The sequence below is a fragment of the Kitasatospora herbaricolor genome (assembly GCF_030813695.1).
In the GTDB taxonomy this organism is placed as follows: domain Bacteria; phylum Actinomycetota; class Actinomycetes; order Streptomycetales; family Streptomycetaceae; genus Kitasatospora; species Kitasatospora herbaricolor.
In genome coordinates this window covers 3,222,372-3,234,965 of the sequence record NZ_JAUSVA010000002.1, presented here as the reverse complement: position 1 = coordinate 3,234,965, position 12,594 = coordinate 3,222,372, and the positions used below count along the sequence as shown (strand labels likewise).

Here is a 12,594-nt window from a genome sequence, read left to right as displayed (position 1 = left end):
TATGGCGTGCGGTGCAAGGAGAGTCTTTTGAGCCACCCGCACCCTGAACTTGGCGCGCCCCCCGCACTGAAGGAGGGCGCCCTGCGCGTCACCCCGCTCGGCGGCCTCGGCGAGATCGGCCGTAATATGACGGTCCTCGAATTCGGCGGCCGCCTTCTCATCATCGACTGCGGCGTTCTCTTCCCCGAGGACGAGCAGCCCGGCGTGGACCTGATCCTGCCGGACTTCAGTTCCATCCGGGACCGCCTCGACAAGATCGACGGCATCGTCCTGACCCACGGGCACGAGGACCACATCGGTGCCGTCCCGTACCTGCTCCGGGAGAACCCGGACATCCCGCTGATCGGCTCCAAGCTGACCCTCGCGCTGATCGAGGCCAAGCTCGCCGAGCACCGGATCCGTCCGTACGTGCTGGAGGTCAAGGAGGGCGAGCGCGAGCGCATCGGCCCCTTCGACTGCGAGTTCATCGCGGTCAACCACTCCATCCCGGACGCCCTGGCCGTCGCCGTCCGCACCCCCGCGGGCATGGTCGTCGCCACCGGTGACTTCAAGATGGACCAGCTGCCGCTGGACGGCCGCCTCACCGACCTGCCGGCCTTCGCCAAGCTGGCGGAAGAGGGCATGGACCTGCTGCTGGTGGACTCCACCAACGCCGAGGTCCCCGGTTTCATCCCGCACGAGCGGGACATCTCGGCCGCCCTACGAAACGTTTTCGCAAGCGCCGAGAAGCGCATCATCGTGGCCTCGTTCGCGAGCCACGTGCACCGCATCCAGCAGGTGCTGGACGCCGCGCACGAGTACAAGCGCAAGGTCGCCTTCGTGGGCCGCTCGATGGTCCGCAACATGGGCATCGCCCGCGACCTCGGCTACCTGAAGGTCCCGGGGAACCTGATCGTCGACGTGAAGACGCTGGACGACCTCCCGGACAAGGACGTCGTGCTGGTCTGCACCGGCTCCCAGGGCGAGCCGATGGCGGCGCTGTCCCGGATGGCCAACCGCGACCACCAGATCCGGATCGTCGAGGGCGACACCGTGATCATGGCCTCCTCGCTCATCCCGGGCAACGAGACCGCGATCTACCGGGTCATCAACGGCCTGACCCGCTGGGGCGCCAACGTCGTCCACAAGGGCAACGCCAAGGTGCACGTCTCGGGCCACGCCTCGGCCGGCGAGCTGCTGTACTTCTTCAACATCTGCAAGCCGAAGAACCTGATGCCGGTCCACGGCGAATGGCGCCACCTGCGGGCCTGCGCCGACCTGGGGATCAAGACCGGTGTTCCGAAGGAGCGCACGGTCATCGCCGAGGACGGCGTGGTCGTCGACCTGGAGAACGGCATCGCGAAGATCGTCGGCAAGGTGCAGGCCGGCTACGTCTACGTGGACGGCTCCTCGGTCGGTGACATCACCGAGGCCTCGCTGAAGGACCGCCGGATCCTCGGCGAGGAGGGCTTCATCTCGGTCTTCGTCGTGGTGGACTCCAGCAGCGGCAAGATCGTGAGCGGCCCGACCATCCAGGCCCGCGGCTCCGGCATCGACGACAACGCCTTCGTGCCGGTCGTCGCCAAGCTGCAGGAGGCCCTGTCGCGCTCCGCCAACGACGGTGTCCTGGAGGTGCGCCAGATCCAGCAGCTGGTGCGCCGGGTCATCGGCAAGTGGGTGGCGGACAACTACCGTCGCCGGCCGATGATCGTGCCGGTCGTCGTCGAGGTCTGAGCCTCTGACCTGGTTTGACCTGGGGCAGCCCGGAGCGTAGTGTTCTCCGGGTTGCCCCAGTGGCAGCACGCTTCTCCCCGACCGATGTCGGATTCGAGTTCGGATTCAGATTCGGATTCGCGAGGGAAAAGCAGCCCGAGAAACTCTGATAGAGTTCGGGAGCGCCGAAAGGCCGAAGCACATCGGATGAACGAAGCCCCGGAAAACGGAGCGGAAAACATCTGATAAGCTTGAAACACGAAAGAACGAAGCGCCCGGAGAGTTCACGAGAGTGGCTCGAAGGAAGTGTCCGTTCCTTGAGAACTCAACAGCGTGCCAAAAGTCAACGCCAGATATGTTGACATCCCCGGCCTCGATCTCTGATCGGGGTTGGAGATTCCTTTAGTAACAAAACACTAGCGAGGACGCAGTGCGCGGGGCCGCCCTATTCCGGTGGTTGCCGTGCCGCTCAACGCGAGTGGCCGCTCGATTACGAGCAGACATTCACGGAGAGTTTGATCCTGGCTCAGGACGAACGCTGGCGGCGTGCTTAACACATGCAAGTCGAACGGTGAAGCCCTTCGGGGTGGATCAGTGGCGAACGGGTGAGTAACACGTGGGCAATCTGCCCTGCACTCTGGGACAAGCCCTGGAAACGGGGTCTAATACCGGATATGACCTTCCTCCGCATGGGGGTTGGTGTAAAGCTCCGGCGGTGCAGGATGAGCCCGCGGCCTATCAGCTTGTTGGTGGGGTAATGGCCTACCAAGGCGACGACGGGTAGCCGGCCTGAGAGGGCGACCGGCCACACTGGGACTGAGACACGGCCCAGACTCCTACGGGAGGCAGCAGTGGGGAATATTGCACAATGGGCGAAAGCCTGATGCAGCGACGCCGCGTGAGGGATGACGGCCTTCGGGTTGTAAACCTCTTTCAGCAGGGAAGAAGCGCAAGTGACGGTACCTGCAGAAGAAGCACCGGCTAACTACGTGCCAGCAGCCGCGGTAATACGTAGGGTGCGAGCGTTGTCCGGAATTATTGGGCGTAAAGAGCTCGTAGGCGGCCTGTCGCGTCGGATGTGAAAGCCCGGGGCTTAACCCCGGGTCTGCATTCGATACGGGCAGGCTAGAGTGTGGTAGGGGAGATCGGAATTCCTGGTGTAGCGGTGAAATGCGCAGATATCAGGAGGAACACCGGTGGCGAAGGCGGATCTCTGGGCCATTACTGACGCTGAGGAGCGAAAGCGTGGGGAGCGAACAGGATTAGATACCCTGGTAGTCCACGCCGTAAACGTTGGGAACTAGGTGTTGGCGACATTCCACGTCGTCGGTGCCGCAGCTAACGCATTAAGTTCCCCGCCTGGGGAGTACGGCCGCAAGGCTAAAACTCAAAGGAATTGACGGGGGCCCGCACAAGCAGCGGAGCATGTGGCTTAATTCGACGCAACGCGAAGAACCTTACCAAGGCTTGACATATACCGGAAACGGCCAGAGATGGTCGCCCCCTTGTGGTCGGTATACAGGTGGTGCATGGTTGTCGTCAGCTCGTGTCGTGAGATGTTGGGTTAAGTCCCGCAACGAGCGCAACCCTTGTTCTGTGTTGCCAGCATGCCTTTCGGGGTGATGGGGACTCACAGGAGACTGCCGGGGTCAACTCGGAGGAAGGTGGGGACGACGTCAAATCATCATGCCCCTTATGTCTTGGGCTGCACACGTGCTACAATGGTCGGTACAAAGGGCTGCGATGCCGCGAGGCGGAGCGAATCCCAAAAAGCCGGCCTCAGTTCGGATTGGGGTCTGCAACTCGACCCCATGAAGTTGGAGTTGCTAGTAATCGCAGATCAGCATGCTGCGGTGAATACGTTCCCGGGCCTTGTACACACCGCCCGTCACGTCACGAAAGTCGGTAACACCCGAAGCCGGTGGCCTAACCCGTAAGGGGAGGAGCCGTCGAAGGTGGGACCAGCGATTGGGACGAAGTCGTAACAAGGTAGCCGTACCGGAAGGTGCGGCTGGATCACCTCCTTTCTAAGGAGCACATGGCCGAATGCGAGCAAATGTCTCGCACGGTTGCTCATGGGTGGAACGTTGACTATTCGGCACGGTTCGGTCTCATCGACCGTAAGTACTGCGCTTCGGCGCGTGGAAAGCATCTGATGGGGTTGGGTCGTGTCGGGCACGTTGTTGGGTCCTGAGGGAACGGCCGTATGGTCGTTGCTTCAGTGCCGGTCCTACTTGATGATCCTCGTTTCGGGGGTTTGATGGTGGGTGACTGGTCGTTGTTTGAGAACTGCACAGTGGACGCGAGCATCTGTGGCCAAGTTTTTAAGGGCGCACGGTGGATGCCTTGGCACCAGGAACCGATGAAGGACGTGGGAGGCCACGATAGTCCCCGGGGAGCCGTCAACCAGGCTTTGATCCGGGGGTTTCCGAATGGGGAAACCCGGCAGTCGTCATGGGCTGTCACCCATACCTGAACACATAGGGTATGTGGAGGGAACGCGGGGAAGTGAAACATCTCAGTACCCGCAGGAAGAGAAAACAACCGTGATTCCGGGAGTAGTGGCGAGCGAAACCGGATGAGGCTAAACCTGATACGTGTGATACCCGGCAGGGGTTGCGTATGAGGGGTCGTGGGAAAGTTCTTCAGTCGTCTGCCGGCGGCTGGGTGAGTCAGAAACCGTTGGTGTAGTCGAAGGACATGCGAAAGGTCCGGCGTAGAGGGTAAGACCCCCGTAGACGAAACATCAGCGGCTCACTTGAGCTTCTCCCAAGTAGCACGGAGCCCGAGAAATTCCGTGTGAATCTGGCGGGACCACCCGCTAAGCCTAAATATTCCCTGGTGACCGATAGCGGATAGTACCGTGAGGGAATGGTGAAAAGTACCGCGGGAGCGGAGTGAAATAGTACCTGAAACCGTGTGCCTACAAGCCGTGGGAGCGTCGGACATGCAGCTTGCTGTGTGTCTCGTGACTGCGTGCCTTTTGAAGAATGAGCCTGCGAGTTTGCGGTGTGTAGCGAGGTTAACCCGTGTGGGGTAGCCGTAGCGAAAGCGAGTCCGAATAGGGCGTTTCAGTTGCATGCCCAAGACCCGAAGCGGAGTGATCTAGCCATGGGCAGGTTGAAGCGGAGGTAAGACTTCGTGGAGGACCGAACCCACCAGGGTTGAAAACCTGGGGGATGACCTGTGGTTAGGGGTGAAAGGCCAATCAAACTCCGTGATAGCTGGTTCTCCCCGAAATGCATTTAGGTGCAGCGTCACGTGTTTCTTGCCGGAGGTAGAGCACTGGATAGGCGATGGGCCTCACCGGGTTACTGACCTTAGCCAAACTCCGAATGCCGGTAAGTGAGAGCGTGGCAGTGAGACTGTGGGGGATAAGCTCCATGGTCGAGAGGGAAACAGCCCAGAACACCGACTAAGGTCCCTAAGCGTGTGCTAAGTGGGAAAGGATGTGGAGTCGCAGAGACAACCAGGAGGTTGGCTTAGAAGCAGCCACCCTTGAAAGAGTGCGTAATAGCTCACTGGTCAAGTGATTCCGCGCCGACAATGTAGCGGGGCTCAAGCACACCACCGAAGTCGTGTCATTGCAGCAACAGGGCCAACGCCTGCTGTGATGGGTAGGGGAGCGTCGTGTTCCGGGTGAAGCAGCGGAGGAATCCAGTTGTGGACGGGACACGAGTGAGAATGCAGGCATGAGTAGCGATACAAGAGTGAGAAACTCTTGCGCCGATTGACCAAGGGTTCCTGGGTCAAGCTGATCTGCCCAGGGTAAGTCGGGACCTAAGGCGAGGCCGACAGGCGTAGTCGATGGACAACGGGTTGATATTCCCGTACCCGCTTTGAAGCGCCAACGTCGAACCTCTGAATGCTAAAGCCGCGAAGCCGGCCCGGAGTCTTCGGACAATGGGACGTGGTGGAGCCGCTGACCCAACAGGGTAGTAGGTGAGCGATGGGGTGACGCAGGAAGGTAGTCCAGCCCGGGCGGTGGTTGTCCCGGGGTAAGGGTGTAGGCCGAGTGATAGGCAAATCCGTCACTCATTAAGGCTGAGACCTGATGCCGAGCCGATTGTGGTGAAGTGGATGATCCTATGCTGTCGAGAAAAGCCTCTAGCGAGTTTCATGGCGGCCCGTACCCCAAACCGACTCAGGTGGTCAGGTAGAGAATACCGAGGCGTTCGGGTGAACTATGGTTAAGGAACTCGGCAAAATGCCCCCGTAACTTCGGGAGAAGGGGGGCCGGAACTGGTGATCGGATTTACTCCGTGAGCTGGGGCCGGCCGCAGAGACCAGCGAGAAGCGACTGTTTACTAAAAACACAGGTCCGTGCGAAGCCGTAAGGCGATGTATACGGACTGACGCCTGCCCGGTGCTGGAACGTTAAGGGGACCGGTTAGTCGAGATTCGTCTCGGCGAAGCTGAGAACTTAAGCGCCAGTAAACGGCGGTGGTAACTATAACCATCCTAAGGTAGCGAAATTCCTTGTCGGGTAAGTTCCGACCTGCACGAATGGCGTAACGACTTCTCGACTGTCTCAACCATAGGCCCGGTGAAATTGCATTACGAGTAAAGATGCTCGTTTCGCGCAGCAGGACGGAAAGACCCCGGGACCTTTACTATAGCTTGATATTGGTGTTCGGTTCGGCTTGTGTAGGATAGGTGGGAGACTTTGAAGCAGCCACGCCAGTGGTTGTGGAGTCGACGTTGAAATACCACTCTGGTCGTGCTGGATGTCTAACCTGGGTCCGTGATCCGGATCAGGGACAGTGTCTGGTGGGTAGTTTAACTGGGGCGGTTGCCTCCTAAAGAGTAACGGAGGCGCCCAAAGGTTCCCTCAGCCTGGTTGGCAATCAGGTGTTGAGTGTAAGTGCACAAGGGAGCTTGACTGTGAGACCGACGGGTCGAGCAGGTGCGAAAGCAGGGACTAGTGATCCGGCGGTGGCTTGTGGAAGCGCCGTCGCTCAACGGATAAAAGGTACCCCGGGGATAACAGGCTGATCTTCCCCAAGAGTCCATATCGACGGGATGGTTTGGCACCTCGATGTCGGCTCGTCGCATCCTGGGGCTGGAGTAGGTCCCAAGGGTTGGGCTGTTCGCCCATTAAAGCGGTACGCGAGCTGGGTTTAGAACGTCGTGAGACAGTTCGGTCCCTATCCGCTGTGCGCGTAGGAATATTGAGAAGGGCTGTCCCTAGTACGAGAGGACCGGGACGGACGAACCTCTGGTGTGCCAGTTGTCCTGCCAAGGGCATGGCTGGTTGGCTACGTTCGGGAGGGATAACCGCTGAAAGCATCTAAGCGGGAAGCCTGCTTCGAGATGAGTATTCCCACCTCCTTGAGAGGGTAAGGCTCCCAGTAGACGACTGGGTTGATAGGCCGGATGTGGAAGCCCTGTAAGGGGTGGAGCTGACCGGTACTAATAGGCCGAGGGCTTGTCCTCAGTTGCTCGCGTCCACTGTGTTGTTCTGAAACAACGACCCCGCATGTCCCGGGCCACGGGACGGTGCGGTGCGGTGACAGTTTCATAGTGTTTCGGTGGTCATAGCGTGAGGGAAACGCCCGGTTACATTCCGAACCCGGAAGCTAAGCCTTACAGCGCCGATGGTACTGCAGGGGGGACCCTGTGGGAGAGTAGGACGCCGCCGAACAATCATTGTGGAGAAGCCCTGCCGGGTAACCGGCAGGGCTTCTCTGCGTTTCCGGACCGGAGCGGTTTCGCGTGGTTGCCCGGGGCGGACCGGGCAGGCAGGATGGACGGATCACCGGTTGGTCCAGTCCAGTTCGTACGGGCCGCTTCGTGGGGGTGGGCAGGAAGGTGGGGGACGTGGGCGGATCCGGCGATGCCGAGGATTTCAATTCTTTCTACGAGGCTTCGTACGGTCAGCTGGTCGCGCACCTCTATGCCCTGACCGGTGATCTGGGCGAGGCGCAGGACGCGGCGCAGGAGGCCTTCATCCGGGCCTGGGACCGCTGGCACCAGGTCAGTACCCATGACAACCCCGTGGCCTGGGTGCGGCTGACCGGGCAGCGGGTGGCGATCAGCCGTTGGCGGCGGGCGCGGACGGCGGTACGGAGCTGGGTCCGGCACGGGCCGGTCGGGCCGATCGCGGGCCCCGGGCCGGACACGGTGGCCCTGGTGGAGGCGCTTCGGCAGTTGCCGGAGGCCCAGCGTTCGGCACTCGTCCTGCATCACATGGGCGGTAGGTCGGTGGCGGAGATCGCCGCCGACGCCGGCGTTCCGGTGGGCACGGTGAAGGCGCGTCTGCACCGGGGACGGCAGGCCCTCGCCCTGCTGCTGGGCGAGGAACCGGCCGAGGCGGGGCATCCCGTGCGCGACACCTTCCGTCAGGCGGCGGAGGACGCGGGGAGCCAGGAGGGGCCGCGGCGAGCGGCGCCTGAACCGGGACGAGTACCGCCCCAGGCCGTCGGCGGGGAGGAGCAGGTCTCGCCGGCCGCCGGCCGCACGTCGGCGGCCCTGGACCAGGCGGGCACCCTTCCGGAGGCGGAGTGGGCAGCCGAAGCGGCGGGACTGACCACCCATGCGTGACAGAACGCTGAGAAGGATGGGCCGGTCCGAACCGTCCGGGATCGGCACGGCCCGGATCGAGCAACTCTTCGAGACCCTGCGCAGCGATGTGACGACGACGGTGCAGCCGCCGGTCCCGGCCCAGCGGATCCGTAGGGCGGCCGCTCGCCGCCGTCATCGTCGCCGGGCGGTGCTGGGAGCGGGATGCGCGGTCGCCGCGCTCGCGCTGTGGGGTGTCCGGGGGCTCGTCCCGGTGCCGCTCGAAGGGAGCGCCGGCGCCTCGCCGGCCGACCGGCGGATCGTTGCCGAGATGTCGCTGCCCGGCCAGGAGAGCCGTGCCGACCTCGATCTGCTCCTCCCCACCGAGGACCTGCCGGTCGCCGAGGGTGCCTACGGTCCCTGGCTGCTGAAGAACGAGGGCGAGGTGGACGGCCCCGCCGCCGGGGAGAGCCAGACTGCCACGGCCGCGGGTACGCCGTCCGGAGGTCCTTCGAGCCAGGCGGACGACGCCGGCCGGTCGGCCACCTGCCTGGGGCAGGTGGCGGGTTCGGTCGGAGCCACCAGCCTTTGGGGGCGCTCCTACTCGGACTTCGGCGGCTACGGGGCCGTCGCCGCCGAGTACGTCCTGGCGTTCCCCACGGTGGAGGAGGCCGGCAGGGCGGCCGAACGGTTGCGCGCCGCCATGGAGTGCGGTCCTGCCGGTGTGACCGCCCTGTCCTGTTCGACGGACGTCATCGCCCTCCAGACGTGGCGGCATGACCGGGGGCCGGTCGAGGTCGAGGAGATCACCGTCCAGCAGGCCGGCACCAGGCTGGTGGCGCTGGCCGTGCACCGGCTCGCCGATGCGACGACGGCGCTGCCGGGCGGGCAGAAGCCGCAGCAGGAGGGTCTGGTGCGGCCGGAGTTCCACACCGCCGCCGACTCGCTCCGGGCCCGGCTGGCGGCGGCCGCCGCCGGAGACGGCGCGCCCTCCGGCCCGTCCGCAGGGGCGACCCCGGACGGGTATACGGGTGCTTCCTCGGGCCCGGCCTCTCCCGAGCCGGCCGCCGTCACCGCCAAGGCGACCGCTGCCGGCCCGGGCCACTGCCAAGGCGCGTAGCACCGTCCGGAGCGGCCGGGGCGGGTTTCTTCCGGCGGCTGAACATTCGTTGACCCCACTCCGGGCAGCTGCCAGGCTGTCGGACGTGAGCCAATCCGAGCGCCTTGTGGGCCGCCTGCACGTCGATCTGCGACGTCACGCGAGCGCCATCTGTGCTGTCTGCCACTGACCGGCGCTCCTTCGCGCTGACGCGCATCTCTCACCTGCCGGCCTGAACCCGCACAGCCGTCCCACCGGCGCGGCCGGCCTTCCGGCTGTCGCCGCACCCGGCCGTGCCGTCCTCTCGGCCCCGCCCCGGCCCGTCCGCCGGGTGCTCCCGTCCACCTTCCGGCCGTTCACCCCGGCCTCGCCGCGTGACGGGCAGCCCGCTGCCCGTCCCCGTCGGCGTACCCTGCCGACCCCGCAAAGGACCTCCCATGCCCGTGACCTCATGGCCCGCTCCCCGGCCCACCTCCCGACGCCAGTTCCTCACGCTGGCCGCGGTCGCGGCGGCGGCGGCCGCCTGCGGCCGGGCGACGGCCGCGGGCGGTGCCGAGACGAAGAAGCTGCGCTACCAGGGCTGGGTGGGCCAGGTGACCCTGCCCGAACTGGCCGAGGACCTGGGCTACTTCGGCGACGTCAAGCTGGAGTGGGTGGGCAACACGATCAGCGGTCCGCAGGACATCCAGTCGGCGGCGACCGGCCAGACGGACTTCGGCGGGGCGTTCAACGGCGCCGTCGTCAAGCTGATCGCGGCCGGGGCGCCGGTGAAGGCGGCGATCAGCTACTACGGCGTCGACGCCGCCTCCTACAACGGCTACTACGTGCTGGAGGACAGCCCGATCCGCTCCGCCCGCGACCTGGTCGGCAAGAAGGTCGGGATGAACACGCTCGGCGCCCACGTCGAGGCGGTACTCGACACCTACCTCCAGCGCAACGGCTTCGCCGCACCGGAGTTGGGCCGGGTCGAGCGGATCGTCGTGCCGCCGGTCAACACCGAGCAGTCGCTGCGGCAGAAGCAGATCGAGGTGGCCTCGCTGGGCGGCGTCCTGCGGGACAAGGCGCTGGCGGCGGGCGGGATCAGGCCGCTGTTCAGCGACTTCGACCTGCTGGGCGCCTTCAGCGCCGGCACGTACGTGCTGACCGACAGGTTCCTGAAGCAGAACCCGAACACGTCGAAGGCCTTCGTGACGGGGGTCGCGAAGGCGATCGAATGGGCCAGGACGACGCCCCGTGAGGAGGTGATCGCCCGCAGCACGGACATCATCAAGCGGCGCGGCCGGAACGAGGACGTCGCGGCGCTGCAGTACTGGAAGTCCTTCGGCGTCGCCGAACCCGGCGGGCGGATCACGGACCGGACCTTCCAGCTCTGGATCGACTGGCTGACCGCCCACGGTGACATCAAGGCCGGGCAGGTCAAGGCGGCCGACCTGTACACCAACCAGTTCAACGGTTACTCGGGCGACTCGGCCGCCTCGCCCACCGCCGCCAGGAGTTGAGCCCGGATGCCCGATCACATCAGCTTTCGCCAGGTCACCAAGACCTTCCCGGTGCGGGGACGCGCGGGGGACCGCAGGCCCGCCGGGTTCACCGCCCTCGACTCGATCGAACTCGACGTCGCCAAGGGCGAGTTCCTGGCGGTGGTCGGCCCCAGCGGCTGCGGCAAGTCCACCCTGCTGGATCTCCTCGGGGGTCTGACGGCACCGACCTCCGGCGAGATCCTGCTGGACGGCCGGCCGGTCACCGGCCCGGGGGTGGACCGCAGCATCGTCTTCCAGCAGTACGCGCTGCTGCCGTGGCGGACGGCCCAGGGCAACGTGGAGTTCGGCCTGGAGGCCACCGGCGTGCCGAGGCGTCAACGGGCCTCCAGAGCGAAGGAGTACCTCGACCTGGTCGGTCTCACCGGCTTCGAGGACCGCCACCCGCACGAGCTGTCCGGCGGGATGAAGCAGCGGGTCGCGATCGCCCGCAGCCTCGCCTACGACCCGGCCGTCCTGCTGATGGACGAGCCGTTCGCGGCGCTCGACGCGCAGACCCGCGAGTCGCTCCAGGACGAACTGCTGCGGATCTGGCAACGGACCGGCAAGACGGTCGTGTTCATCACCCACGGCATCGAGGAGGCGGTCTACCTGGGCGGCCGGGTCGCGGTGCTCACCTCGCGCCCGGGCCGGGTGAAGGAGGTCGTCCCGATCGATCTGGGCGAGCGTGCGGCCGGCCAGGACCTGCGCTCCAGCCCGGAGTTCGCCCGCTACCGCCACCAGATCTGGAGTCTGCTGCACGACGAGGTCAGCCGTGCGCAGCAGTTGGAGAGAGAGGTCAGCCACGTATGAGCACCGACCTGAACCCCCCGCGCCCGGCGGTGGCCGTGCGGACGGCCACCGCCGAACCCCGGCCCGTGGCGGAGCCGGCCCGAGCCCCCGGCACCGAAGCCGATCCGGCGCTGCTCCCGGTTGCGCCCGCCGGGCCGGTGGACCGGGCTCCCGGTGCGAAGCGAGCGCCCGATCCGGCCCGCGGGCCGGGCCTGCTGCGGCGGCTCTCCGGGCTGCTGCTGCGCGGGGCCGTGAAGTCCGTGGCGATCCTCGCCCTGCTGCTGCTCTGGGAGCTGGCCCCGCGCTTCGAACTGGTGGACCCGACCTTCCTGCCGCCGTTCAGCGAGGTCCTGGACGCCTGGTACGGGCTGCTGCAGAACGGCCAGTTGGCCGACAACACGGCCGCCAGTCTGACCCGTTCGCTCAGCGGCTTCGGTCTGGCGGTGGTGATCGGGGTGCCGCTCGGCCTGCTGATCGGCTGGTACCGGCCGGTCGCCAACCTGCTCAGCCCGCTGCTGGAGCTTTTCCGCAACACGGCGGCCCTCGCCCTGCTCCCGGTGTTCGTGCTGATCCTCGGCATCGGCGAGACCTCCAAGATCTCGATCGTGCTGTACGCCTGCCTCTGGCCGGTCCTGCTCAACACCATCAGCGCGGTGCGCAGCGTGGATCCGACGCTGATCCGGCTGGCCCGCTCGCTGGATCTCTCCGCGCCCCGGTTGTTCCAGAAGGTGATCCTGCCCGCCTCGGTACCGGTGATCTTCACCGGTGTCCGGCTCGCCGGGGCGGTGTCGATCCTGGTGCTGGTGGCCGCCGAGATGGTGGGGGCGAAGGCCGGGCTCGGCTATCTGATCAACGCGTCGCAGTACAACTTCGCGATCCCGCAGATGTACGCGGGCATCGTGACGATCTCCGTCATCGGGCTGGTCTTCAACCAGCTGTTGGTCGCGCTGGAGCGCCGGTTCACCGCCTGGCGCGCCCCGCTGGTCGGTTGAG

At 65.1% G+C, this 12,594-nt stretch carries 6 protein-coding genes and 3 rRNA genes; all 9 read left to right on the top strand.

Annotated features, from left to right (window positions below; all coding sequences use genetic code 11):
- The first annotated feature begins 27 nt into the window (after positions 1–27).
- The 9 genes from J2S46_RS14535 to J2S46_RS14495 all read left to right on the top strand — a co-directional run bounded on the left by J2S46_RS14535 (position 28) and on the right by J2S46_RS14495 (position 12,593).
- Positions 28–1,713 carry a ribonuclease J gene (locus tag J2S46_RS14535; RefSeq protein WP_073926534.1) on the top strand — a complete coding sequence of 562 codons (1,686 nt, stop codon included), beginning with the start codon at positions 28–30 and terminating at the stop codon, positions 1,711–1,713.
- Between the two features lie 482 nt (positions 1,714–2,195).
- Positions 2,196–3,719, top strand: a 16S ribosomal RNA gene (locus J2S46_RS14530).
- Between the two features lie 287 nt (positions 3,720–4,006).
- A 23S ribosomal RNA gene (locus J2S46_RS14525) occupies positions 4,007–7,128 on the top strand.
- Positions 7,129–7,219: 91 nt separating this feature from the next.
- Positions 7,220–7,336 (top strand): 5S ribosomal RNA (gene rrf, locus J2S46_RS14520).
- Together the 16S, 23S and 5S rRNA genes form the textbook arrangement of a ribosomal RNA operon.
- Positions 7,337–7,512: 176 nt before the next feature.
- Positions 7,513–8,235, top strand: a complete 723-nt coding sequence (locus J2S46_RS14515; protein WP_229912568.1) for a SigE family RNA polymerase sigma factor — start codon at positions 7,513–7,515, stop codon at positions 8,233–8,235.
- A gap of 16 nt (positions 8,236–8,251) precedes the next feature.
- Positions 8,252–9,313 carry a hypothetical protein gene (locus tag J2S46_RS14510; protein WP_191289326.1) on the top strand — a complete coding sequence of 354 codons (1,062 nt, stop codon included), beginning with the start codon at positions 8,252–8,254 and terminating at the stop codon, positions 9,311–9,313.
- Positions 9,314–9,729: 416 nt separating this feature from the next.
- Positions 9,730–10,791 carry an ABC transporter substrate-binding protein gene (locus J2S46_RS14505; RefSeq protein ID WP_191289325.1) on the top strand — a complete coding sequence of 354 codons (1,062 nt, stop codon included), beginning with the start codon at positions 9,730–9,732 and terminating at the stop codon, positions 10,789–10,791.
- A 6-nt stretch (positions 10,792–10,797) separates the two neighbouring features.
- Positions 10,798–11,622 (top strand): ABC transporter ATP-binding protein, encoded by an 825-nt coding sequence (locus tag J2S46_RS14500; RefSeq protein WP_191289324.1) that lies wholly within the window; start codon positions 10,798–10,800, stop codon positions 11,620–11,622.
- Positions 11,619–12,593: an ABC transporter permease gene (locus J2S46_RS14495; RefSeq protein WP_229912567.1), complete on the top strand. Its 975-nt coding sequence runs from the start codon at positions 11,619–11,621 to the stop codon at positions 12,591–12,593. The genes J2S46_RS14500 and J2S46_RS14495 overlap by 4 nt, the downstream gene beginning before the upstream one ends.
- Position 12,594 lies beyond the last annotated feature (1 nt).